The organism is Sagittula sp. NFXS13 (assembly GCF_040148795.1).
GTDB classification, from domain to species: Bacteria; Pseudomonadota; Alphaproteobacteria; order Rhodobacterales; family Rhodobacteraceae; genus Sagittula; species Sagittula marina.
Map to the genome: position 1 here is coordinate 568444 of NZ_JAGEMH010000002.1, position 21714 is coordinate 590157.

The 21714-nt window shown below is 61.8% G+C and carries 26 protein-coding genes; 8 read left to right on the top strand and 18 right to left on the bottom strand.

The window, feature by feature from the left end; translation table 11 throughout:
• Window positions 1-137 precede the first annotated feature (137 nt).
• The gene (locus J4E08_RS07130; protein ID WP_349537883.1) at window positions 138-380 is read left to right on the top strand and encodes a (2Fe-2S)-binding protein; all 243 of its coding nucleotides are present in this window, start codon (window positions 138-140) and stop codon (window positions 378-380) included.
• Between the two features lie 119 nt (window positions 381-499).
• Window positions 500-982 carry a bacterioferritin gene (gene bfr / locus J4E08_RS07135; protein ID WP_183962846.1) on the top strand — a complete coding sequence of 161 codons (483 nt, stop codon included), beginning with the start codon at window positions 500-502 and terminating at the stop codon, window positions 980-982.
• Window positions 983-1203: 221 nt separating this feature from the next.
• On the opposite strand, the gene J4E08_RS07140 is transcribed toward bfr, so the two are convergent.
• The 6 genes from J4E08_RS07140 to recO all read right to left on the bottom strand — a co-directional run bounded on the left by J4E08_RS07140 (window position 1204) and on the right by recO (window position 5182).
• Window positions 1204-1974 carry a FadR/GntR family transcriptional regulator gene (locus J4E08_RS07140; RefSeq protein WP_349537884.1) on the bottom strand — a complete coding sequence of 257 codons (771 nt, stop codon included), beginning with the start codon at window positions 1972-1974 and terminating at the stop codon, window positions 1204-1206.
• A gap of 152 nt (window positions 1975-2126) precedes the next feature.
• Window positions 2127-2567 carry a molybdenum cofactor biosynthesis protein MoaE gene (locus J4E08_RS07145; protein WP_349537885.1) on the bottom strand — a complete coding sequence of 147 codons (441 nt, stop codon included), beginning with the start codon at window positions 2565-2567 and terminating at the stop codon, window positions 2127-2129.
• Window position 2568: 1 nt separating this feature from the next.
• A complete protein-coding gene (gene moaD, locus J4E08_RS07150; RefSeq protein ID WP_349537886.1) occupies window positions 2569-2814 on the bottom strand; it encodes a molybdopterin converting factor subunit 1 in 246 nt (81 codons plus the stop codon).
• The gene (pgsA, locus tag J4E08_RS07155) at window positions 2814-3479 is read right to left on the bottom strand and encodes a CDP-diacylglycerol--glycerol-3-phosphate 3-phosphatidyltransferase (protein WP_349537887.1); all 666 of its coding nucleotides are present in this window, start codon (window positions 3477-3479) and stop codon (window positions 2814-2816) included. Before pgsA ends, moaD begins: the two co-directional genes overlap by 1 nt.
• A gap of 77 nt (window positions 3480-3556) precedes the next feature.
• Entirely contained in the window at window positions 3557-4393 is an 837-nt protein-coding gene (locus tag J4E08_RS07160; protein ID WP_349537888.1) for a DUF305 domain-containing protein, read from the bottom strand.
• A gap of 57 nt (window positions 4394-4450) precedes the next feature.
• Window positions 4451-5182 (bottom strand): DNA repair protein RecO, encoded by a 732-nt coding sequence (gene recO, locus J4E08_RS07165; protein WP_349537889.1) that lies wholly within the window; start codon window positions 5180-5182, stop codon window positions 4451-4453.
• 93 nt (window positions 5183-5275) lie between these two features.
• Here recO and J4E08_RS07170 point away from each other — a divergent pair, with 93 nt between their 5' ends.
• On the top strand, window positions 5276-6076 hold the full coding sequence (locus J4E08_RS07170) for a lysozyme family protein (RefSeq protein ID WP_349537890.1): 801 nt from the start codon (window positions 5276-5278) through the stop codon (window positions 6074-6076).
• A 35-nt stretch (window positions 6077-6111) separates the two neighbouring features.
• Here J4E08_RS07170 and J4E08_RS07175 read toward each other — a convergent pair whose 3' ends face one another.
• The 3 genes from J4E08_RS07175 to J4E08_RS07185 all read right to left on the bottom strand — a co-directional run bounded on the left by J4E08_RS07175 (window position 6112) and on the right by J4E08_RS07185 (window position 8621).
• Window positions 6112-6444 (bottom strand): DUF1491 family protein, encoded by a 333-nt coding sequence (locus J4E08_RS07175; protein WP_349537891.1) that lies wholly within the window; start codon window positions 6442-6444, stop codon window positions 6112-6114.
• A gap of 97 nt (window positions 6445-6541) precedes the next feature.
• Complete coding sequence (gene era, locus J4E08_RS07180; protein ID WP_349537892.1) at window positions 6542-7450, bottom strand: GTPase Era; 909 nt, start codon at window positions 7448-7450, stop codon at window positions 6542-6544.
• A gap of 304 nt (window positions 7451-7754) precedes the next feature.
• Complete coding sequence (locus tag J4E08_RS07185; protein WP_349537893.1) at window positions 7755-8621, bottom strand: DMT family transporter; 867 nt, start codon at window positions 8619-8621, stop codon at window positions 7755-7757.
• A gap of 155 nt (window positions 8622-8776) precedes the next feature.
• Here J4E08_RS07185 and J4E08_RS07190 point away from each other — a divergent pair, with 155 nt between their 5' ends.
• Window positions 8777-9502, top strand: coding sequence for a thermonuclease family protein (locus J4E08_RS07190; RefSeq protein WP_349537894.1), 726 nt, complete (start codon window positions 8777-8779; stop codon window positions 9500-9502).
• Window positions 9503-9520: 18 nt separating this feature from the next.
• On the opposite strand, the gene rnc is transcribed toward J4E08_RS07190, so the two are convergent.
• From rnc to J4E08_RS07225, 7 genes are all read right to left on the bottom strand, one after another.
• The gene (gene rnc, locus J4E08_RS07195; RefSeq protein ID WP_349537895.1) at window positions 9521-10198 is read right to left on the bottom strand and encodes a ribonuclease III; all 678 of its coding nucleotides are present in this window, start codon (window positions 10196-10198) and stop codon (window positions 9521-9523) included.
• 169 nt (window positions 10199-10367) lie between these two features.
• Window positions 10368-11201 carry a signal peptidase I gene (lepB, locus tag J4E08_RS07200; RefSeq protein WP_183962858.1) on the bottom strand — a complete coding sequence of 278 codons (834 nt, stop codon included), beginning with the start codon at window positions 11199-11201 and terminating at the stop codon, window positions 10368-10370.
• Between the two features lie 138 nt (window positions 11202-11339).
• A complete protein-coding gene (gene acpS, locus J4E08_RS07205) occupies window positions 11340-11744 on the bottom strand; it encodes a holo-ACP synthase (RefSeq protein WP_183962859.1) in 405 nt (134 codons plus the stop codon).
• A 38-nt stretch (window positions 11745-11782) separates the two neighbouring features.
• Window positions 11783-12235 carry a hypothetical protein gene (locus tag J4E08_RS07210; protein ID WP_349537896.1) on the bottom strand — a complete coding sequence of 151 codons (453 nt, stop codon included), beginning with the start codon at window positions 12233-12235 and terminating at the stop codon, window positions 11783-11785.
• A gap of 26 nt (window positions 12236-12261) precedes the next feature.
• Entirely contained in the window at window positions 12262-12744 is a 483-nt protein-coding gene (locus tag J4E08_RS07215) for a nucleoside deaminase (protein ID WP_349537898.1), read from the bottom strand.
• 71 nt (window positions 12745-12815) lie between these two features.
• Window positions 12816-13370 (bottom strand): 16S rRNA (guanine(966)-N(2))-methyltransferase RsmD, encoded by a 555-nt coding sequence (gene rsmD / locus J4E08_RS07220; RefSeq protein ID WP_349537899.1) that lies wholly within the window; start codon window positions 13368-13370, stop codon window positions 12816-12818.
• Window positions 13367-14578, bottom strand: a complete 1212-nt coding sequence (locus J4E08_RS07225) for an NAD(P)/FAD-dependent oxidoreductase (RefSeq protein ID WP_349537900.1) — start codon at window positions 14576-14578, stop codon at window positions 13367-13369. Before J4E08_RS07225 ends, rsmD begins: the two co-directional genes overlap by 4 nt.
• Before the next feature lie 82 nt (window positions 14579-14660).
• On the opposite strand from J4E08_RS07225, the gene J4E08_RS07230 reads away from it, so the two are divergent.
• Window positions 14661-15149, top strand: a complete 489-nt coding sequence (locus J4E08_RS07230) for a peroxiredoxin (protein WP_183962864.1) — start codon at window positions 14661-14663, stop codon at window positions 15147-15149.
• 12 nt (window positions 15150-15161) lie between these two features.
• On the opposite strand, the gene J4E08_RS07235 is transcribed toward J4E08_RS07230, so the two are convergent.
• Window positions 15162-16109 (bottom strand): DUF2125 domain-containing protein, encoded by a 948-nt coding sequence (locus J4E08_RS07235; protein WP_349537901.1) that lies wholly within the window; start codon window positions 16107-16109, stop codon window positions 15162-15164.
• Window positions 16110-16204: 95 nt separating this feature from the next.
• On the opposite strand from J4E08_RS07235, the gene J4E08_RS07240 reads away from it, so the two are divergent.
• From J4E08_RS07240 to J4E08_RS07250, 3 genes are all read left to right on the top strand, one after another.
• Window positions 16205-16735 carry a gamma-glutamylcyclotransferase gene (locus J4E08_RS07240; RefSeq protein ID WP_183962866.1) on the top strand — a complete coding sequence of 177 codons (531 nt, stop codon included), beginning with the start codon at window positions 16205-16207 and terminating at the stop codon, window positions 16733-16735.
• Window positions 16736-16866: 131 nt separating this feature from the next.
• Window positions 16867-18039: a biopolymer transporter ExbB gene (locus J4E08_RS07245; RefSeq protein WP_349537902.1), complete on the top strand. Its 1173-nt coding sequence runs from the start codon at window positions 16867-16869 to the stop codon at window positions 18037-18039.
• 3 nt (window positions 18040-18042) lie between these two features.
• The gene (locus tag J4E08_RS07250) at window positions 18043-20709 is read left to right on the top strand and encodes a peptidoglycan -binding protein (protein ID WP_349537904.1); all 2667 of its coding nucleotides are present in this window, start codon (window positions 18043-18045) and stop codon (window positions 20707-20709) included.
• Between the two features lie 22 nt (window positions 20710-20731).
• On the opposite strand, the gene J4E08_RS07255 is transcribed toward J4E08_RS07250, so the two are convergent.
• Window positions 20732-21673 carry a M23 family metallopeptidase gene (locus tag J4E08_RS07255; RefSeq protein ID WP_349537906.1) on the bottom strand — a complete coding sequence of 314 codons (942 nt, stop codon included), beginning with the start codon at window positions 21671-21673 and terminating at the stop codon, window positions 20732-20734.
• Window positions 21674-21714: the final 41 nt, after the last annotated feature.

Consider the following 21714-nt stretch of genomic DNA (forward strand, 5'->3'; position numbering starts at 1 on the left):
AAGCCCCGGACGCAGTGATGCGCCCGGGGCTTTCGTTTGGCTGGCCCGGATCACAATCTGTCCGAGTAAAACAATCAGGATTGACATGACCAACTATATTAGTCACCTTTCAGGGGCAATGCCGAGGAGATCCGCCCATGATGGTTTGTCACTGCAACGCGATCACCGACCGCGACATCCATGCCGCCATGGATTGGATGCGCGCCGCCGATCCGGACACCATCATTACACCGGGTAAGATCTATCGGGCCCTGGGCAAGAAAGCCGACTGTGGTGGATGTTTGCCGCTCTTCATGCAGACGATGCAGCGCAACGACAGTCTCGGCGTTCCGGTCCTGACCCCAGCGGCAGAGCGTCGGCTCAAGGCCGGTCGCCCTTAAACCTCCGTGACCTTCTTTGCGATCTGCGCCATAGTCCCGAGTCTGGAACCCAGCCAAGGGATTGCTCGCTCGCCGGGCGTGCCGTTAGCGAGGACCCTGATAGCAAACGAGAGGGCACCATGAAGGGCGACGAAAAAGTCATCGAATATCTCAACGCTGCATTGCGCAGCGAACTGACCGCGGTCAGCCAGTACTGGCTGCATTACCGCCTGCAAGAAGACTGGGGCTTTGGCCGTGTCGCTGCCAAGTCGCGGGAAGAAAGCATCGAAGAGATGCAGCACGCCGATAAACTGATCGAGCGAATCATCTTCCTTGGTGGTCATCCGAACTTGCAAAAGCTTGATGCGCTGCGCATTGGCGAGACCCTTCGCGAGACGCTGGAAAGCGATCTGGCCGCGGAACACGAGGCGCGCACACTGTATATCGAGGCGCGTCAGCATTGTGAAAAGGTTGGGGACTATGTGTCCAAAAACCTGTTTGAAGAGCTCATCACCGACGAAGAAGGTCACATCGACTTTCTCGAAACTCAGCTTGAGCTCGAACAGACCATCGGCGCGTCCGCCTACGGTCAATTGCAGGCCAAGCCGACCGACGAAGCCTGAATCCGGCGCTTCGCCACACGGGGCCGCGCACCGAAAGGTGGGCGGCTTTTGTGTGTTCGAAAGTACGATTCGGACACGTATTTGATGGCCGGATGTGTGAAGGTTAACAAACGACCGGATCGTGCGGCCAAACCGGTCGGGACTCACCTTACGAAATGGTTAATCTGGGCCGTTTACGCATGCGTTCGATGTATTAAGAACGGGTGATTGATGCGGATTTTTTACCTGTTTTCGGTCTCGCGCATCAAACGTTGACGGGCAATTAACTCATTTCTTGCGGTTTTTCGGTCCGCTGTCAGGGCGTCTTCGACATAGCCCAAGTGCGCCTCCACGGCCACTCTTGCGGCCCGGCCGTCACGCGCCTGCAATGCCACATTGATGGCTTTGTGCTGCTCCAGAAGCTGCTCTCGCGTGTTGCGCTGCCGGAACATGACCTGGCGATTGTAAAAGACACCCTCGCGCAGCAACTGATACATGCTGCGCATCATGTGGAGCATGATAACGTTATGAGATGCCTCGATAATTGCGAGGTGAAAGTCCGCGTCCAGCCGTGCTTCCTCTGCCGGATTGCGTTTGCCGTGGGCGGCTTCCATCTTGGCCATCAGCTCTGCGATGACCTTCAGATCTGTTTCCGTGCCATGGTCGGCGGCGCGCTGTGCGGCCAGCCCTTCCATGTCGCGGCGAAAGCTGAGGTAGTCAAAAACGGCCTCGTCATGTCCGGCAAACAGCCCGATCAGTGCCTCTGAAAACGCCGATCCCAGTACATCCGTCACGTATATGCCCGCACCGGCGCGGCTTTCCAAAAGGCCTCGGTTTTGCAGCTCAGACACGGCCTCCCTTAGGGAAGGCCTTGAAACGCCTAGCTTTTCTGACAATTCACGTTCTGACGGCAAGCGTTCTCCGGGGCGCAGAATGCCGCGCAGGATCAGCTTTTCAATCTGACGAACAACTGTCGCTGACAGTTTTTCCGGATGCACCTTCTCGAATGGCATCTGCGCCTCCTTGGTCTGATTGTCTTACCAATCCTGTGCAACCCGCGCAAAGACCATGATGGCAAACGGTTGATACGTGGCCACGTTTGTGTCCCCGGCAACATCCATCAATGTTAGTCCAATTGTTGTATTTTGCAAAACGGTCGAGGCACCTACCAGCGATCAAGCGCGGTCTCGTCCTCGTCGCGGGCAGCAACCCAACCGGCGCTCTCGCCAGTGTGTTCCTTCTTCCAAAAAGGCGCACGACTTTTGAGATAATCCATCAGGAATTCGGCGGCATCAAAGGCGTCTTTTCGATGACGAGCGGCGGTGGCGACCATCATGATCTGTTCACCTTTTTCCAGGCGTCCATAACGGTGTATCACCAAAGCGTCGCCCAATGACCAGCGTTCCATCGCTTCTGATGCGATCTTTTCCAGCGCCTTTTCGGTCATACCGGGATAGTGCTCGATCTCCATGGCGTGCAGCCCGCCATCCACGTCGCGCACAACGCCGGTGAACGTCACAATCGCGCCCATGTCATGACGCCCAGCAGCAAAATCAGAGGCTTCGGCACCATAATCAAATGGCTGCTCCTGAACGACAATCCGCATCTCAGCCCCCGGTCATCGGTGGGAAAAACGCAACTTCGCGGGCACCGTTCAACGGCGCGTCGAAATCCACAAGATCCTGATCCACAGCGACGCGCAGGGCGGACAGATCCTCGAACGCGGCGGCATAGCGGTCTTCCCGCGCGCGCAATTCATCGACCAACTCCATGACCGTACCGGCCCGGGTATCAAGTGTTTCCTTGGCCAGACCGATCCGTTCACGTACCCATGCAAAATATAGGATTTGCATCAGCTTTCCTCCTTCAGGAAAGGAACGGCTTTGCGGAAATAATCCAAGCCGGTGACCAACGTCAAAGCCGCTGCCAACCATAGCAAGGCGATCCCAACCGGGCCGGCCCAAACCATGCCGAGGTGCTTCCAAACCAGCCCTTGTGTGTCCTCGATCGTGCCATTCAACACACCTTGAACGATCTCCGCATCCATACCTATTATCGAAATGCCGAAGTAATGTTCAAAAACGCCGTGCCCGAACAGGACAGCGATGGCGACCATTTGAACGGTGGTCTTCCACTTGGCGAGCTTCGTTACCTTCAATGTCCCCGCGGTGTCGCCAAGGTACTCTCGCAGGCCAGAGACAGAGACCTCTCTGAACAAGATTACAGTGGCCGGCAGCACGAGCCATGGCGTGTAGGAATTGTAGGCCACAAGCACCATCAGCGCGATGACGACCATGGCCTTGTCCGCGATGGGGTCGAGCATTGCGCCGATTTTGGTTTCCTGTTGCCACATCCGGGCAAGATGGCCGTCAAAAAAGTCGGTGATTGCGGCGGACATAAACAGCAAAAGCGCCAGCCAATCAGCCAATGGGCGCGAAAAATACAAAAACATCAACGCCACACCGGGTGCAGCGATCAGGCGCAAGGCCGTCAGTATATTGGGCATATTCCATTTCATGACCAAATTCCTAACGGTTTCCAGAGGACGAGGGAAGGGGCGAAGATGCCGCCCGACAGGGCGTGTCTGTCACGAGTTCAGCAATTCCAAAAGCCGAGAAACCCCGCTTGCAAGCCCTGATCGAGACCAAAGTCGAGCCGCGCATTGGCGCGCATTGACAGCCCCGGCAGCTCCTCGACGGTCATGGACACGCCATCGGCCGCCCATTGGCCCGGTGCCGTGCTGTCCAGCGCAATAAGAACACCGTTCAGCTTCATTGCCGCAGCGCCTTCCGGGGTCGTCGCCCAAAGCACAGGATTGTCGCTGCCGGTGTATTGAAACGTGCATTCGGCGTTTTGCGCCAGCACTTGCTCGGCTTCACTCTGGGTCATGGGACTGGGATCAAGTGTCGACAACAACGTGTTGTTCAGCGCCGCTTGAATATTCCCGACCTGCGGCTCGGGATCGACGTAGACGTCCGTTTCGATGCGTCCAGCCTCAAGATCGGCAATGAGCGCGCGCATCTCTGCAATCTCTTTTTGTTGGGCATCTGCTATTCCTGCGGCGAGCTTTGCAACACGTGCATCTGTGATTTCGGCCCGGGTGGAGGTCATTACGGCGATAGAATGATGCGGGATCATGGCACGCATGTAACTTGCACCTTGGATCGTGATTTGAGACCGCACCAGAAACAGCGACACCGCAAAGATCACAACACCCGCGATCATGATCCCCAGATTGACAGCTCGTTTCGGGTACATGTCCGCCATGAAGGCCATCATTACCACGGCCATGACCCCGCCCATCAGAAGCGCCATGTAAATACGTGTCTCAGAGAAGAAGACATGCTCCAGCGCGAAGGTGTTCAGATACATCAGGCCGAACATGATGAGCGTGGATGCCACGATCATGGCGGCAAAGCGGGCGTAATTCATCTGATTTCCCTCAGGACAGTATTGCTGTCCCAACGACCGGCGCGGCAAATGGTTGCCTCAAGCTGTGGCGCGAGCGCGAATGCGATCCAACAGGCGGGCACGCGCCTCGGGGAGGGGCTTGTCCCCCATTTGTGGCGCGAGGCGATGCTCCATGAAATATCCCGTTGTAACAAGGGCTTCAGCAATCTCGGCGTCCTCCGAAGATCCTTGGCCCAGCAAAACGGGAGGCAGAGGCAGCAGATGGTGGATCCAGTTGCCCGCCCCTTCGGCCGTGACCGCTCGCCCGGATTTTGGAGAGACATAAACCAACCCCTCGGTCCGGCCCGTCACCGCGCAAACGGTCAGATCAAGCGCAAAGCCCATCTCCTCCAGCAGCGCCTGCTCCCATCGCAGGTAGGCCAGCGGCCAAAGATCAGGCTGCCCCAGTAGGTCGAGCAACTGTTCCGAACGGGTGTAAAGCGCGCCATGCGGTACCCGCTCGGGGAGGCAGAACCGCAGCAGCGCGACAACCGCGTTCAGCCCGGCAAGAGCCAATCGGTCGCCGAGTGCATTGGCCGCCCGCGAGCGTTGCGGTTCAAAGGTGAAGGCGCCGATATGATCCTCCAGGCGGGCGCGCCAGCGCAGGTCCAGTTGTGCGCCAGGCTGTAGGTGCGGCGCCATCTTTCGTGAGGTTCCACCGCGCACGATGCCCGCATGCCGCCCGTGGGTCGGTGTAAAGACGTCGAGGATCAGCGAGGTCTCGCCATGCCTGCGCGTCGCCAGCAATATGCCCGTGTCTCGCCATTCCATTTGCGGAATTTGGCGATTGCGACGGGCGGGGGCAAGGGTTTCTCAACCGGTCTGTGTCATCACGGGGCATGCCCTTCAGAAAGGAGGCCCTCAATGGCGCGAAGTGTCCTTGCTCTGGTGTTGATCCTGTTTGCCCTCGTCATGGGAGGCGGGCTGCCCGCACAGACGATCTCCATGGAATCTCGTGGTGCGCTGATCTCTGCACGGGGCCCTCTGATCGGAGGGGGGGCGACGGCGATCATCAGTTCATCGAACGGTGGGGCCAGCGTGATTGAAGCAAGCGTCGATCCCAACGGCGCACAGGCCAGCCTGTTTGCCGGGCGGGCCGCAGCGTCCTTGTTCGCGCCTTGGCCAGTGCGAAAAACTGATCGTGACGGGGTCCAAGGCATCTTGCCGGTTCGGAGCGGTAGCGGCCCTGTGGCGCGTCTGCGAGACCTCATCGCGGCGGCGGAGGCTGGTTCGGCGCAGTATGACGCGGTGCAATATGGTGCACGGATAAAGACACCAAAGCCGCCGACGCAGATGACCTTGGGCGAGATTTTTGCCTGGATCGACGCGACGCCAGGACAACCCCATGCCATCGGTCGCTACCAGATCATTCCAAAGACATTGCGCGGGCTTGTGCGCAAGGCGCATCTGGGGCCCACCACGAGGTTTTCGCCGCAGGTGCAGGATGCCTTGGCAGATATCTTGTTGGAGGAGGCTGGGCTGTCGGCAATGCAGGACGGCGTGATGACACGTCGCGCGTTCATGAACAACGTGGCAAAGATCTGGGCTGGTTTGCCCAACGCCTCGGGGCGGTCGCACTACCACGGATACGCCGGAAACAAGGCGACCATGAGCTGGGCGCACTACGAGGCGCAGATGCGGCAGATCTTTCCAAGTGCGACCTGAGGCAAGCCGGGATTAACCTTTGCCTGCCGGACGTCTCAAGCCAGACCGGGCGCGTCCAAAAGGTGCCGACCTGCGCGATCTTCGACCTCGATCACCCAGAGGTCCGGATCAAAAGATCGTTGTTTTGAAATGGTTTGATCGATGTCGCGCTCTTCCCCTTCGGCCAGGGTCGTCCACTGTCGGTCCCCTGTCTGCAGATCGAAGCCGCGGGTGAATGCTTTGGCTTTGCCGTCCAGTGTCGCGAGCTTGACCAGCACCGCGCCGGCATTGTCATCGCCGTGTGCGGTGACGAATGCAGGGATGTCGTGAAGGCGAAGCCGCGTGAGATAGGCATCGATCCAAAAACGAGAAGTGAGTCGCGGGGTCATGCGGTGCCTTTGGAAAATGGAAGGCGAAAGGGGCTTTGCCCCCTGCGCTGAAGCGCCGCCACCGGGATATGTCCAAGCCTGAAGGAGCGCCGTTGGATCAGGCGTTGCCGTCCTTGAAATTCAGTCCCATTTCCGAGTAGCGCTCTTTTTCCTCAAGCCAGTTTTCACGGACTTTGATCTGCAGGAAAAGGTGCACCTTTCTACCAAGGAATTCAGTGAGTTCTTCGCGAGAGGCCTTGGAAATAGCTTTGATCGTTTCACCCTTGTGGCCCAGGATGATGCCCTTGTGGCCGTCGCGGGCGACGTAGATAACCTGGTCAATACGCGCCGTGCCATCGTCGCGCTCTTGCCAGCTCTCGGTTTCGACCGTCAGCTGATAGGGCAGTTCCTGATGCAGGCGCAGGGTCAGTTTTTCACGCGTCATTTCTGCGGCAATCATGCGCATGGGCAGATCGGCAATCTGATCCTCGGGATAGAGCCAAGGCCCTTCGGGCAGTTCGGCCGCAATCCATTCGCGCAGATGATCGACGCCGTGACCCTTCTCGGCGGAGATCATGAAGGTGTTCAGGAATGTGAACTCTTCGTTGAGCGATTTTGACAGCTGCAGCAGATCTTCGGCTTTGACGCGGTCTATCTTGTTGATCGCAAGCGCAATTTTGCGACCTTTCGGGATGTCTTGCAGTCCTTCGAGGATGCGGCGCACGCCATCGGTCATGCCGCGGTGTGCTTCGACCAGCAAAACCACGATGTCAGCATCGGCGGCCCCGCCCCAAGCGGCGGCCACCATGGCGCGATCCAAGCGGCGGCGCGGCTGAAACATGCCCGGTGTGTCGACGAAGATCAGCTGGCTTTCACCCTCCATCGCGACCCCGCGAATGCGGGCGCGGGTGGTCTGAACCTTATGCGTTACAATGGAAACCTTGGCCCCCACCATGCGGTTGGTGAGAGTGGATTTGCCTGCGTTGGGCTCTCCGATCAGGGCGATGAAACCGGCGCGTGTGGTCATGTCTGGGGCATTGGTCCTGGCTGATGAAGGCAACTCCCTAGCGGGTTTTGCAAGCTTTCGCCATAGCACAATGGCGTTCCCGCGTCTGCTGTACGGCGTGCGGTTCGTTAACCGGGGCGCATTAACCAAATATTCAGGCGAGTCCCGACCGGTTCGGCGTGAAAATCCGGTCGGATGTTAACTGTTTCACGACTAGGCCGAATCGGGAACGCGATGATTTTCGGCGTATTTGAGGGATTTTGATCTAGTCCGGCGGCAGAGCCGTTTTGGAGCGGTCACAAGCGCGTGAGCCACGAAAATAAAGTCAGCGCCGCCGCCCATCGCGGATCAGCGAGTAGGTGCCCGACCCGACGATCAGAGCTGCGCCGGCGAGGGTCAGCACATCGGGGCGCTCGTTGAACAGGGTGTACGCCAACACCAGCGCGACCAGAAGGCGGGCGTAGCGGAACGGCGCAACGACGGAGACTTCGCCGGTGCGCATCGCCCAGGTCATCGCCGTGTAGCCCAAGACGCCTGAAAGCGCTGTGCCGCAGAGAAGCGTGGCGGCTGTTGCTGATGGCAGGCTGGGCGCACCCGGCTCGAACCCAAGGATGACCATCCCGGCGCATGTGACGACGGCAAAACCCAGCACGCCAAGTTGCGCGGCATGCACATGCATCGGCGCAGTGCGTGTGGCGAGGTCGCGGCCCGCAAAGCCGATCATGCCGAGGATGGCGAGGATCGCGTTCGGCTGAAACGCGTCTGGCGTGGGGCGAATGATCAACAGCACACCGGCAAAGCCGACGGCCATGGCCGCCCAGCGGCGCGGTCCGATCTTTTCGCCCAGTATCAGGCCCGCGCCGAGCATCACCACCAGCGGGGCGGCTTGCAGGATGGCAGAGGTCGTGGACAGCGGCGTGTAGGCCAGTGACAGGGCAAAGAACAGACGCCCGACGATCTCGAAGGCGGTGCGGATCAAGAGCCGCTTTTTGAGGTACTCGCTGGTCCAGACCGGCACGCCCTGCTGTCGGGCATACAACGCGTAAAGCACCATGGCCGTCAGCCCGAATTGCACCGTGGCCATGCCTGCCGAGGTGCCCTGAGCGGTGGCCGCTTTGAAGAAAGCGTCCTCGACCCCGAAGCCGACCATGGCGAGGATCATGAAGAGCGCACCGCGGAGGTTGTCAGTCATTGCAAAGCTTTCGTATCGGGCGCCACGACGTTGCATGAATATCGATGCACGGCAAGGAGATACGCGATTGAGACTGTTTGCGACCCGGAGGATTTAAATCTGCCGTGAGCTGTAGATGTGGTTGAAAGAGTGGTCGGCGGACTACGGATTTGGAATTGAGCACCCTCGTTGTCTTAATTGTTTTGGGTGTGGCTGTTTCGTTTTGGAGGCGCCGCGCCAAGCTAAAAAAACGATTGCAGGAAGAAGAATGGGCTCGATTTGCAGAGGAAGTGACCAAGGAGCCTTATAAGCGCCCGCCGGGAATACCCAGTTATCACAGCACTATCCGTTCCGGACGGGCGGCCGAAACCTCGATGGCTGCGGATCGCAGCGCAGAAGCTGCGCGGGACGAGGCCGATCCGCTGTCGAACCGGCCGGAAGACACCGCCGGGTCAGCACGTATCTTGACGGGGAAAGCCTGGGTGGTGGATGGCGATACCATCGATGTTGCTGGTGTTCGCTTGCGCCTGTTCGGGATCGACGCGCCGGAAATGGACCACCCCTATGGCATTCGGGCAAAGCGATCCATGCAAGGGTTTTGCAAGGGACGTATCATAACCGCTGAGGTTGTTGATGAGGACGCGCATGGCCGGACTGTCGCGAAGTGCTTTCTACCAGATGGGCGGGATTTGTCTGCTGAGCTGGTGAAGAAAGGGCTGGCATTGGATTGGCCCAAATACTCGGCGGGTGTTTACGCTGATCTGGAAACAGAAGATGCACGCAAGAAGCTATGGCTCGCAGCGGCGCGTCAGAAAGGGCATATGCACGTCTGGCGTCGATTTGAAGCGCAGCAAGCTGCAAAGAACGCCAGACGCGCCGAGACCAACGTGGCCGCGAAATAACGGGCGCCTGGCGGCGGGTCAGCCCACTTGATCGAGCAGAGCGCGGGCTGCGGCTTGTTCGGCCTGACGTTTGCTGCCTGCGGTGGCTTGGGCGGATTGGCCGGAGCCGACGCGGACTTCGATCGTGAAGACGGGCGCGTGGTCGGGGCCGGCGCGTTCGATCGTGTCGTAGGAGGGTGGCGGCATCTTACGGGCCTGCGCCCATTCCTGCAGCGCGGTCTTGGCGTCTTTTGCGTCTTCTTCGACGCCCTTTATCCGGTCGCCCCAGAGGCGCAGGATCATGTCTTGCGAGGCCTCGAAACCGGCGTCGAGATAGACCGCGGCAATCAGCGCTTCCATGGCGTCGCCCAGCAGGGCCTGCTTGCGGCGGCCGCCGGACATCTGCTCGGACCGGCCAAGTTTCAACGCTTCGCCCAGACCCAGCTCGCGGGCCACGTCGGCGCAGGTCTCCTTGCGCACGAGCGCGTTGTAGCGCGGGGCAAGCTGGCCTTCGGTGGCGGTGCGGTCATGGGCCAGAAGCGCCTCCGCCATCACGAGGCCCAGCACGCGGTCGCCCAGAAATTCGAGGCGCTGGTTGTCCTGCCGCGTGGGCGAGGACATGGAGGAATGGGTCAGCGCGCGGCGCAGGCGTGCCTTGTCGGTGAAGGAATAGCCGAGGCGGTCTTCGAGCGCCTTGACCTCTGCCGAGAGTTTCATGCGAGGCTCCTTGGCGCCCGGCCGGGACCGTCCCTGCAGCGGGACGCCCCTGGTCGCGTGCCATATGATGATCTGAGGGCGGTGTTTTCCGCCCTTCGGGTCGGGATGTCCAGCGGTGCGGCGCTACAAAAAGCGCGACGCCCGGTCGCGGGGACCGGGCGTTCTGGGGTTATTCGACTTTCTTGAAGAACCGGTCGCTGCGCCATGTCCAGAAGAACAGCATGGAGCGTCCGGCTGAAGAGAACATGATGCGGTCGGCGCGGCCCACGATGTTTTCGAAGGGCACCATGCCGACGCCACCCACCATGTTGGAGATGCGGCTGTCAGCGGAGTTGTCGCGGTTGTCGCCCATGAAGAAAAAATGGCCCGCGGGGACTTCGTAGACGCCGGTGTGGTCGGAGGACTGGTCGTCGATGTTGAGGATCGAGTGGGTCACGCCGTTCGGCAGGGTTTCCAGCATCCGGGTCTTGGTGCAGGTGCCGCCTTCTCCGACGGGGCCGTTTTCACAGCGCGGACGCAGACCCTGCGGGCCTTGTGGCTTTTGAATTTCCTCGAACGTGCCTGCGGGCTGTACCTCGACCGGCTCGCCGTTGAGATACAGGATGCTATCGCGCACCTGCACCTTGTCGCCCGGCAGACCAATCAGGCGTTTGATGTAATCGCGGCCCGACGTGGGGTGGCGGAAGACAACCACATCGCCGCGCTTCGGCTCAGAGCCAAACAGGCGCGTGTTGTCGCCATCAGCCCAGCCACAGACATCCTGCGCGTCGATGTCGATGCCAAAGCGCGGGATGATGACAGACGGGCAGGAGGCGTAGGAATAGCCGTAGGCCATCTTGTTGACGAAGAGGAAATCCCCGATCAGCAGCGTGTCCTTCATCGACCCGGAGGGGATCCAGAAGGGCTGGAAAAGGAAGGTGCGGAAGATGCCTGCGATGAGGAGTGCGTAGACGATGGTTTTGATCGTCTCGACGATGCCGCCCTTTTTCTCTTCGGTTGCCATGAAATGCCCCTTGGTTCTTATGCCTGCGCTTGATGCGGCGCAGGGCGGGGCGTGTCAAGGCAGCAGCGCCCGGCACATCGCGATGGTCCGTCAACTGTACGTGGGGCGACAGGTTCCGGGGGCGGGGTGCGCCGCGTCCTACGCGGTGATTGGGCGGGCTTCGATCACGACGAAGGCCTGCGCCCACGGGTGATCGTCGGTGAGGGTGACATGGATGATGGCGTCATGCCCCGGCGGCGTCATCTCTGCCAGGCGTTCAGCGGCCCAGCCTGTGACCTGCATCACCGGCTGTCCGGTGGGCAGGTTGCTGACGGCCATGTCCTTCCACGAGATCCCCATGCGTAGCCCGGTGCCAAGCGCCTTGGAGCAGGCTTCCTTGGCCGCCCAGCGTTTCGCATAGGTGCCGGCCACATCGGCCCGGCGTTCGGCCTTTGCCTGTTCCACATCGGTGAAGACACGATTGCGGAAACGGTCGCCGAACCGCTCAAGCGTGCCGGCGATGCGGTCGATGTTTGCGAGGTCTGTTCCGATGCCGAGGATCATGATGCTTGGGTAGGCGGGCTGGTGGGCGGGCGCAAGACTTAGTCGTGGCGCAATTTGGCGTCGATGGCGCCGGTGGACTGGTTGAGGGCGAACCACAGGGGGAGGGTGTCGCTGTCACCTGTGGCCGGGTTGAAGACATCCACCAGCAGCGAGAACATCAGCCCCACGGAGGGATCGTAATCGGCGTTGAGCGTGTCGAACTTCATCCCGGCGAAGCCCGCGCCGTCCAGCCCCAGCAATTTGCACTGGCGTCCGCCCCAGTCTTGTTCCGGAGGAGACTGCACCATGAGCCACGCCCACCCCAAGGCTGGTTCGATGGTGTCCAGCATGGTCAGGCGAACGTTCCCGTTGGCGAAGGTGCGGCTGTGCGCCTCCCACGGTTCGGGTATGTTCTGCGCATTGCTCTGCCAGTCGCAGTCGCTCACGGTGATCGGTTGCGCCTGGGCGACGAGGGGCAGGCAGCACAGGGCGATGGTGGCGATACGGGACATGGGCAGGCTCCGGCTGAGGGGCGCCGTCAGTCGTCCTTGGCGGCGTAGATGTCGAGGATTCGATGGTCGCACAGCCCGCCGATGGCGGTAAAGTCCTTATGATCCGCCTCGCGAAAGTCGGCGATGTGCAGCCCGGGGAAGGCAAAGTACTTGTCGGTGGGCACGTCAGGCCGTCCCGCCGCATAAATCACCCGGGCAATTCCGGCGAAACGCATCGCCGCGAGACACATTTCGCAGGGTTGCAGCGTGGTCAGCAGCGTGCAGCCGTCCAGGCTGGGATCCTTGAGCGCGCGGGTCGCGGCGGAGAGGGCGACGATTTCAGCATGCCGGGTGGGGTCGTGATCCAGATGCACCTCGTTCATGCCGCGTGCCAGAAGCGTGTCGCCGCGCATCACTGCGGCGGCGATGCCAGCCTTGCCGCCGGTGTCGGCCTCTGCGCGGGCGCGGTCGATGAGGTCGTTCATGACGGCGGTCTCGGCGGCGGTGGGCTGGTCGGGGTGGTCTTTCATGGCGGCGCTCCTGATGAGAATTTGCAGGATAACGTCAGGGCGTGCCGAAGAGTTGCCATGGTGTGCGGGCGTCAGGCGCGCATCACCGTCACATGGGTGTCGCCATAGCGGCGGGTGTCTTCGACGGTGAAGCCCTCGGGCGCCTGTTGCGGGGTGCTTTCCTCGAACACGATCAGCGCATCTGGTGCGATCCAGCCCTGGTCGCGAGCTGCGCTCAGGGCCTTGTTGCCGAGGGATTTGCCATAGGGTGGATCGAGGAAGATCAGCGAGCAGGGGGCGTCCGCTGGTGGCAGGCGCAGGGCGTCCGCGCCGATCAGCCGGGTGTCCTCTGCGCAGCCAAGCAGGGCGATGTTGTCGCGGATCAGCTTTTGCCCGACGCGGCCTTTCTCAACGAAGACGGCAGAGAGCGCGCCGCGCGAGAGCGCCTCCAGCCCCAGCGCACCGGTGCCTGCGAAAAGGTCGAGCACACGCGCGCCGTCGAAAGGGTCGCCAAAGCGTCCCCCGCCCAGCATGTTGAACAGCGACTCGCGCACACGGTCGGTGGTCGGGCGCAAATGCGCGCCCGGGTCCCCCTTGCCGACGGAGGCCAGTCGCCGTCCGCGCCAGTCTCCGGCGATGATCCTCACGCTTTCAACAGTGCCTTGAGCTCGACATCCGGGTTTGCCACGGCGTCCGGGTCGGGGGACTTGCCCGCGTCGATCAGGCGTTTGCCCACCATATAGGCACGGCCATCGTTCATGGCATCCACGGCGAGCAGCTTGTCACCTTCGTAATACCAATGCGAGACAGCCTCGCCGGTGGTGCGGACGACAACCCGGTCATAGCCCGTGTTCAGCCCGGCGATTTGCAGTTTGACATCGTATTGGTCGGACCAGAACCAAGGCTTGGCTGCGTAGTCGCGGCCTGCGCCCATGATGTTGTCGGCCACCAGTTCGCCCATGTCGACGGCATTGCCAACGCTTTCGAGGCGAATGCGGCCCTCGCCATGCGGGAAGGAGGCGCAATCCCCCGCCGCCCAGATGGATGGGTCGGAGGTCTGGCCTTGGGTGTTGACGGCGATGCCGTTGAGGATCTCCAGCCCGGCGCTTTCTGCCAGCGACTGAGCGGGGGCGATGCCGACACCGACGATCACCATGTCCACGTCCACGAGGCTGCCGTCCGCCAGTTCGGCCTGGGTCACATGGCCGTCGTCGTTGCCGTGCAGCTGTTTCAGGCCGGTGCCTTCGCGCAGGTCGACGCCGTGGGATTTGTGCAGGTCGCGGAACCAGGCGGAAGTCTCCGGGGCGGCGACGCGTTGCAGGATGCGGTCTGCGGCCTCCACCAGTGTCACGGACAGACCGAGCTTGGCGCAGACGGCGGCTGCCTCCAGCCCGATGTAGCCACCGCCAACGACGAGCACCTTCTTGCCCGACACGCAGGAGGGGCACATGGCGTCCACGTCTTTGAGCGTGCGGACCTCGTACAGCCCGTTCAGATCACCGCCGATGGCCGCCGGCAGGCGACGTGGCACCGATCCCGTGCACAGCGCGAGGTGGTCATAGGCAATGGCCTGACCTTCGGCCATCACGGTTTTGGTCTCTGGTTCGATGCCGCTGACATGGGCGTTCAGGTGCAGGTCGATGTCGTGTTCTGCGTAGTAGCTGTGCGGGCGCAGGTAGAGGCGTTCTTCCTCCATGTCGCCCATCAGGTAGGCTTTGGACAGGGGCGGGCGCTGGTAGGGGGGCACCGGCTCCTCGCCGATCAGCGTGATCTGCCCGTCGAACCCTTTTGAGCGCAGACGCGCCACCAGCGATGCCGCCGCTTGTCCACCACCCACAACAACGACCTTGCTCATCACCCGCCTCCCAGCTTTGTATTTGTCGCGGGCACACTATGTAGCGTGTCAGAGAAACGCAATTCCATGAAGGGACAGAACAATGGCAATTTCACAGGGTGATATGCTCCCCGAGGCAACTTTGTTGCGCGTTGGCGACAACGGACCGGAACCCGTAGAGCTGGGCTCGCTGGCGAAGGGCCGCAAAATCGTGATCTTTGCGCTGCCGGGCGCCTACACGGGCACCTGCACCAATGCGCATGTGCCGTCCTTCATCGAAACGAAGGATGAGTTCACGGCAAAAGGCGTCGATGAGATCATCTGCATCGCGGTCAACGACCCCTTCGTGATGGATTCCTGGTCGCGTCACACGGGCGCGGACAAGGCAGGGATCACCTTCCTTGCGGACAGCGAAGCCAACTTTACCAAGTCGATGGGCATGGATTTTTCCGCGCCGCCTGCGGGCCTGATCAACCGGTCCAAGCGTTACGCCATGGTGGTCGAGGACGGTAAGATCACCGCGCTGAACCTCGATGACAATCCGGGCGTCTGCGAAACTTCCTGCGGTAAAGCCGTTCTGGAAGTCGCCTGAAGACCTTTCGCGTCACGGCAAACGCAGCCGTGGCGCCTCCCCCAGGGGGATCATGCCGAAAGACATGTCGCCGCGGCGGAAGGTGAGCGGCAGATCCAGCGTATCACGTCGTCCCGACAGGCTCGCCGCCACAGACAGCGCATCGCGCAGGGTGTCGGCCAGCGCATCGGGCAGGGTGCCCGCCTCGCGCGCCTGTTCCAAAAGCGCCTGCCAGTTTACGGCCCGCACCGTGAGTTCGCCACTCATCCGGCCTTCCTCATCCGCCGTGACGTCGCCTGCCACATCCAGCTCCAGCCCCTCGTGGTGATAGGACGCCTGACGCAAGGTGACCGTGCGCGGCTGGGGCCGATCATTGTTCAGGGCATCCAGCGTCCAGGGGTGGTCGAAACCCAACAGCGCTTGCACATCCACGGCATCAGATCCGCCGCCGCCCGGTGTGGCGACGCCTTGCGCGGAGAGGGCCAGCCGGTAATCGGTGCCCTCGACATGGTGGAAGTTGAACAAGACCCCGGCCAGCGCGGCCTCGGCAGCGGGCCCGTTGATGTTCAGCACCTCGGCTTCGATGTTCAGACGCTCGATGATGTCATCCGTTTTGACCAGCGACGCGCGCAGGCCGTCGGACGTGACCATCACCGGGCCGTCGGGCAAGAGCACCTGCTGGCTGTCGGCAAAGGCAAGGATCACGTGGTCACGCTGATAGCTCAGGCCAAGGATTTGCAGGAAAGGCGCCTGCCAGCCGGTCTGGTGCTCTGGATCTTGCAGGTCGATCCCGGAGATGGTGACGTCCAGCCGTGAAGGGAAGCCGTTCACCGATAGGTCATCGTATTGCGCGACCCAGCCATCAAGGCGGCGGTCCTCGAACCAATCTTCGATCGAGCTGCGCAGGGTCCATGCCTGAACCGCCCAGTATCCGCCCCAGAGCAGGGCCGCTGCCACCACCAGACCAACGTATCGTTTCACGTCCCGCCCCTTTTCTTTGCTCGCGCCACATGTTTACAGGGGTTTCGTTTACACGGATCAAACGCCCGGCACTAGTCGGGGCAAAGGGGAACGATATGACGCTTTGGGTCTTTGGCTATGCATCGCTGCTGTGGAACCCCGGCTTTGAGGTGGCCGAGCGGGTTCAGGCGCGGTTGCACGGGTTCTCCCGCAGCTTTTGCATGTATTCGATCCACCATCGCGGCACGGAGGAAGAGCCGGGTCTGGTGCTGGCGCTGGACGCACAGGAGAGCGCAAGCTGTGACGGCCTGGCCCTGCGCGCGGCCCCCGGCACAGAGGCGGAAACGCTGGAATACTTGCGCGAACGGGAGCTGATCTCCTCGGCCTACGTGGAACAGATGCTGCCCCTGGCGCTGTCTGACGGGCGGCAGGTTGAGGCCGTGGCCTATGTCATCGACCCGCACCATGTGCAGTATTGCGACCTGTCGCTGGAAGAGCAGGCCCGCCTGATCGCCAAAGCCGTGGGAGGGCGTGGGCCGAACACCGAATATCTGTACAACACCGCCGCCCACCTCGAAGAGATTGGCATCCCGGATCCCGACTTGCAGTGGCTTACGCGACAGGTTCAGACATTGACCTCTGGTTGAGCAATTCTGACTATTGCGCAACACACGGGCCCTGTGTCGGTGCGGATATGCTGTGGTGATCATAAGGTCTTGGCGACACGGGAATAATCCCTTACGCATGAGCCAATAGAACCAGGTACCAGGTGTCCCACATGGTCCAGCCCCAGTACGAGGCCGAGCCCCATTTTTCCCATCCCGTCCGTCAGGTCATCTTGATGCTGGCGGTTTTGGCGATGTCTGCTGTCGGCGCTGTGCTGGCCGCGCCCAGTGTGCTGCCCGTTTTTCAGGCCAACCCTTATCTCAACGGCTTTATCATTCTGGTCTTTGTGCTCGGGGTGCTTGCGTGTTTCTGGCAGGTCTACAGCCTGATGACCTCGGTGCGGTGGATCGAACGCTATACCGCGACCGGGGATCAGGGCGTGCGCACCGCTGCCCCGACACTGCTGGCCCCCTTGGTGACGCTGCTGGGGTCGCGCCGCGACAAGCGGATGCAGATCAACACCACATCGACGCGCTCCATTCTGGAATCTGTGGCGCAACGCATTGACGAAGCGCGGGAAATCACGCGCTACATTGTCTCCCTGCTGATCTTTCTGGGTCTGCTGGGCACGTTCTATGGGCTTGCCACCACCGTCCCTGCGCTGGTGGAGACCATTCAGTCGCTTGCCCCGTCAGAAGGCGAAAGCGGTGTGCAGGTCTTTGGCCGGCTGATGAGCGGTCTCGAAAACCAGCTTGGCGGGATGGGTGTGGCCTTTGCCTCCTCGCTGCTGGGGCTCGCCAGTTCACTGGTTGTTGGCCTGTTGGAGTTGTTCGCGGGCCACGGGCAGAACCGCTTTTACCGCGAGCTTGAGGAATGGCTGTCCACCATCACGCGTATCGGCTTTTCCTCTGACACCGAAGGGCCCGACCTTGGGGCCGCGGGCGTTGTTCTGGACCAGATGGCCGATCAGATGGAACGGATGCAGTTCCTTTTTGCCGAAGCGGAGCAAAGCCGGTCCGAGGTCGACATGCGGCTGGCGCAATTGGCCGACAGCATCGAACGCATGACCGAACGGATGGAGGCAACGGCACCATCTGCGCACGCGCTGGCACGGGTGGCCGAAGGGCAGGAACAACTTGCCGACGCGATCCGCACCAAGGAAAGCCAGGAGGGGCTGGACGCCGAAAGCCGTATGCGTCTGCGGTCCATCGACGTGCAAATGTTGCGCATCCTCGAAGAAATCAGCGCAGGCCGGCAGGAAAGCATGGCTGAATTGCGCACGGATATCTCTGCCCTGACGCGCGCTGTTGGCACATCACGGGGCGCACGTCCCCGGAGCGAGTAAGCGATGCCCTTGTCCCGACGCACTGGCGCACGGTTTCAGGCCAACATCTGGCCCGGCTTCGTCGATGCGATGACGGGACTGCTGCTGGTCCTGACCTTCGTTCTGTCGATTTTCATGGTGATCCAGTTTGTCCTGAACGAGACGATCACCGGGCAGGAAACCGAACTGGATACGCTGTCCTCTGAATTGCTTGCACTGTCCGAGGCGCTGGGCGTGGCGCAAACCCGCAACGCGGAACTGTCGTCCGACGTGGATTCGCTGGCCGCGAGCCTTGGGGATCGCAACACAGAACTGGACGCAGCGCAAAATCTGATCGCGTCGCTGACCGCAACCCGCGACCAGCAGGCGGCGGAGTTGGAACAGGCGGCTGGCCGCATCTCTGACTTTGATCAGCGCGTTGCGGCGCTTATCAGCGAGCGGGACACGGCCCGTGGCACGGTTGAAGACTTGACTGCGGCGCGCGATGAGCTGGCCTCCGAGCGGGATGATCTGACGGCGGCCCTGACGGCGGCGCGGTCTGATCTTGATGCCCAGGCAGAAGCCGCCGCTTTGGCCAGCCGCCGCCGCGAAGCTTTGGAAGCGTTGATCACGGACCTTCGGTCCCGCAACGCGGAGGCCACAGAGCAGGTGAGCGCGCTCACCGGGCAAGTGGATGACTTGGAAGCGGCGCTGACCGAGGAAGAGGCCACGCGTCTGGCCGAGTCTGAAGCCGCCAAAGCCCTGCGGACGCGTCTTGAAAACGCCGACGCGGAGTTGACCGCGATGACACTCGCCTTGGAAGAGGCCCGCGCCGAGGCGGAAGAGACGCTGACGTTGCTCGCCGCATCCCGTCAGGCGGAAAACGATCTGAACGCGCGGCTGGCTGCGGCGCTGGTGGATGGCGAAGAGCGTGGGGCCAACTTGCAGGCGCGGGTCGATGCGCTCGAAGCGCGGCTGGCCGATGCGCTGGCGGCAGGCGCGCAAACCGATGATCGCGTGACGGCCCTGCGCGATGATGTGCTGGCTGAACAGGAGGCCCGCCGCGCTGCCGAAGAGGCACTGGCCGCAGAGCGCCGTGCGTTGACCGAGACCGAGCGGGATCTGGCTGCGGCGCAGGCGGATGCCGATACCCGAGAGACGCAACTGTCTGATCTGTCGGCCAAACTGGCGGATGCCCTGTCGCGGATCGTTACCAGCGAGGCACTACAGTCGGAACTGCAACGCCTGCAACAGCGTAATGCGGAGCTTGTGTCGAGCCTCGCCTCGGCGCGCGGAACGGCAACGGATCGCCGTGATGCGTTAACGGCGGCGCAGGCCGAGGGCGTCAGATTGCGCGATGCCTTGACCGAGGTCCGCGGTGATTTGGTCGCCGCGCAAGAGGCGTTGGATGAGGCCAAGGCAGAGGCCGCTGGCCTGCGTGCACAGGCCGATGCCGCCCGGGCGAATGATGGTGCGCAAAGTGCAAACATCGCCGAACTGCGCGGCGAGGTGGCGCAGACGCAGTCTGAGCTGGCGGGGGCCTTGGCCCGTCTCGAAGAGCGTGCCACGCGCATTGATCGCCTCTCGGCGGAGAACGAGGATCTGTCGGCCCGACTGGCAGAATTGGGCGGTGCGGACGCGCGGGACGAGGTGGAGAGCCTGCGCAGCGCACGCGTCCGATTGGAAGCGGATCTCGCGGAGGCGACTGAACGGGCCGGTGCTCGGGAAGCCGAAATCACCACGCTGCGCCAGCAATTGGCGGAGGCAGAGGCCCGCGCGCAAGACCAGCAGGCGGACAGCCGCAGCCTGGAAGAACGGCTTGCGGCGGCTTTGGCTGCGCGTCTCGAGGCGGAAACCTCGGTTGAGGACACCCGCGATCGGTTGGCAGCCGCGTTGGCCAAGCAGCGCGCAGCGGAGCAAGGGCTGGACGAGGCGCTGACCGAGGCTGAGCAACGGCAAGCCTTGTTGTCCGACGCTCGGGACGAATTGGCGCAAACACGTGAGCGCGCAGGCGAGGCGCAGTTGAAGGTCGAGGCCTTGAACCGCAATGTGGCTGAGCTGCGCCGTCAGCTTGGGCAGCTTCAGGCTTTGTTGGACGACTCGAAGGTGCGGGATGCCATGGCTCAGGTCCAGTTGGAGTCCTTGGGCTCCGAGTTGAACACGGCCCTGGCGCGGGTGGCGCAAGAAGAGCGCGAGCGCCGCCGTTTGGAGGAAGAAGAACGCAAACGACTGGAAGCGGAAAAGGCTGACCTGGAACGGTTTCGGTCGGAATTTTTCGGGCGTCTGCGGGATGTCGTGGCGGATCGTGATGGCATCCGGATCGAAGGCGACCGGTTTGTGTTTTCTTCGGAGGTCTTGTTTGAACTGGGCTCAGCCGACCTGTCCCCCCTTGGGCGTCGGGAGATTTCCAAGGTGGCGAATATCCTGCGCGACATTGCCCGCGATATCCCGGATGGGATCGACTGGATCATTCGTGTGGACGGGCATACCGACGATATCCCCGTGCGTCTCGGCAGTGAATTCGAGGACAACTGGGACCTGAGCCAAGCCCGAGCGCGGGCCGTGGTGCTTGATATGGTGAACAGTTATGGCATTCCGCCCAGCCGCTTGGCTGCGAATGGCTTTGGCCAGTACCAGCCGGTCAACCCGGCGGACACGGCAGAGGCGAGAGCCCAAAATCGGCGCATCGAATTGAAGCTGACGGAACGCTGAATGACAGCCGGGTGAACCCGATCTAAGGGACGGTCACATGTGCGAAGCGGTGCGCGATGACTTTCCCTTTTCGGGTCAAGGTTGCTTCACCCAGATAGTCTCCCGATGGCCATCCGGTGGCGGGCGCTTTGCGGCCATAGGCGCGCAAGATACTGATCTGCGGTGACTTCAGGATCTGATCGTGTTCAAAAATCTGGCCATCCGGCCCCGTGGCCGACAGTCTGAGAATATCCCCGTGCTGCGCATATGCTGCATGGGCATAGACCACGACTGGGGCGTCGGCAGTGGCCTGCGTCACGCGCGCGGAGCCGTCCCGGACCGTATCGAGGTTCGGGATGTGGTTTGAGAAGCCCGCGGTTATGAGGCCGGTCTGTGTGTAGCTGGGCGGATCGCTCCAAAGCGTTTCGGTTGGCGTTTCGTCGCAGGTGCCTGTGGCCATAGGGCGAAAGGGATCAATGGTTTCCCCGTCGTGTGAAACGCCGAAATGCAGGTGAGGATGGTTGGTCTGGCCAGACAGCCCGACGGCGCCGAGGGGTGTTCCGCGCTCGACGGATTGACCGCGGGCGACGCGGACGGAGCCGAGCGCCAAGTGACAATACATCGTTTGCCAGCCTGCGCCGTGGTCAACCAAGACCGCATTCCCGCAGGCTGTTTCGGTGGTCACCCCTTTCATCAACCGATCGTCGGCCATGCTATCGCGGGTGCGAACGACGGTGCCCGGTGCCGCGGCAGTGACCGCTGTCCCCAGCGCGTCGAAAGACAGCAAGGCAATGTCGGTGCCCTTGTGACCGTCACGGCTGTTGATACCGCAGGCGAAATCACGTTGTGCTCCGATGCGCGGATCGTTGTCGACGTAGTCTTCGATGAGACAGGTCGTTCCGATCTCGCAATCCAGCGGCAGCGCAAGTTGGGGCTGCGCCAATGCGGGGAAGGGCAGGAGAAGAAAGAGGAGGAAACGACGCATGAGAGTTGCGAAAAGGGCGCCCGCATGGGGCGCCCTTTCGA

Coding starts and splice junctions, on each gene's coding strand:
- J4E08_RS07130 (WP_349537883.1), top strand. CDS start 138: ATGATGGTTTGTCACTGCAACGCGATCACCGACCGCGACATCCATGCC.
- bfr (WP_183962846.1), top strand. CDS start 500: ATGAAGGGCGACGAAAAAGTCATCGAATATCTCAACGCTGCATTGCGC.
- J4E08_RS07140 (WP_349537884.1), bottom strand. CDS start 1,974: ATGCCATTCGAGAAGGTGCATCCGGAAAAACTGTCAGCGACAGTTGTT.
- J4E08_RS07145 (WP_349537885.1), bottom strand. CDS start 2,567: ATGCGGATTGTCGTTCAGGAGCAGCCATTTGATTATGGTGCCGAAGCC.
- moaD (WP_349537886.1), bottom strand. CDS start 2,814: ATGCAAATCCTATATTTTGCATGGGTACGTGAACGGATCGGTCTGGCC.
- pgsA (WP_349537887.1), bottom strand. CDS start 3,479: ATGAAATGGAATATGCCCAATATACTGACGGCCTTGCGCCTGATCGCT.
- J4E08_RS07160 (WP_349537888.1), bottom strand. CDS start 4,393: ATGAATTACGCCCGCTTTGCCGCCATGATCGTGGCATCCACGCTCATC.
- recO (WP_349537889.1), bottom strand. CDS start 5,182: ATGGAATGGCGAGACACGGGCATATTGCTGGCGACGCGCAGGCATGGC.
- J4E08_RS07170 (WP_349537890.1), top strand. CDS start 5,276: ATGGCGCGAAGTGTCCTTGCTCTGGTGTTGATCCTGTTTGCCCTCGTC.
- J4E08_RS07175 (WP_349537891.1), bottom strand. CDS start 6,444: ATGACCCCGCGACTCACTTCTCGTTTTTGGATCGATGCCTATCTCACG.
- era (WP_349537892.1), bottom strand. CDS start 7,450: ATGACCACACGCGCCGGTTTCATCGCCCTGATCGGAGAGCCCAACGCA.
- J4E08_RS07185 (WP_349537893.1), bottom strand. CDS start 8,621: ATGACTGACAACCTCCGCGGTGCGCTCTTCATGATCCTCGCCATGGTC.
- rnc (WP_349537895.1), bottom strand. CDS start 10,198: ATGAAACTCTCGGCAGAGGTCAAGGCGCTCGAAGACCGCCTCGGCTAT.
- lepB (WP_183962858.1), bottom strand. CDS start 11,201: ATGGCAACCGAAGAGAAAAAGGGCGGCATCGTCGAGACGATCAAAACC.
- acpS (WP_183962859.1), bottom strand. CDS start 11,744: ATGATCCTCGGCATCGGAACAGACCTCGCAAACATCGACCGCATCGCC.
- J4E08_RS07210 (WP_349537896.1), bottom strand. CDS start 12,235: ATGTCCCGTATCGCCACCATCGCCCTGTGCTGCCTGCCCCTCGTCGCC.
- J4E08_RS07215 (WP_349537898.1), bottom strand. CDS start 12,744: ATGAAAGACCACCCCGACCAGCCCACCGCCGCCGAGACCGCCGTCATG.
- J4E08_RS07225 (WP_349537900.1), bottom strand. CDS start 14,578: ATGAGCAAGGTCGTTGTTGTGGGTGGTGGACAAGCGGCGGCATCGCTG.
- J4E08_RS07230 (WP_183962864.1), top strand. CDS start 14,661: ATGGCAATTTCACAGGGTGATATGCTCCCCGAGGCAACTTTGTTGCGC.
- J4E08_RS07240 (WP_183962866.1), top strand. CDS start 16,205: ATGACGCTTTGGGTCTTTGGCTATGCATCGCTGCTGTGGAACCCCGGC.
- J4E08_RS07245 (WP_349537902.1), top strand. CDS start 16,867: ATGGTCCAGCCCCAGTACGAGGCCGAGCCCCATTTTTCCCATCCCGTC.
- J4E08_RS07250 (WP_349537904.1), top strand. CDS start 18,043: ATGCCCTTGTCCCGACGCACTGGCGCACGGTTTCAGGCCAACATCTGG.
- J4E08_RS07255 (WP_349537906.1), bottom strand. CDS start 21,673: ATGCGTCGTTTCCTCCTCTTTCTTCTCCTGCCCTTCCCCGCATTGGCG.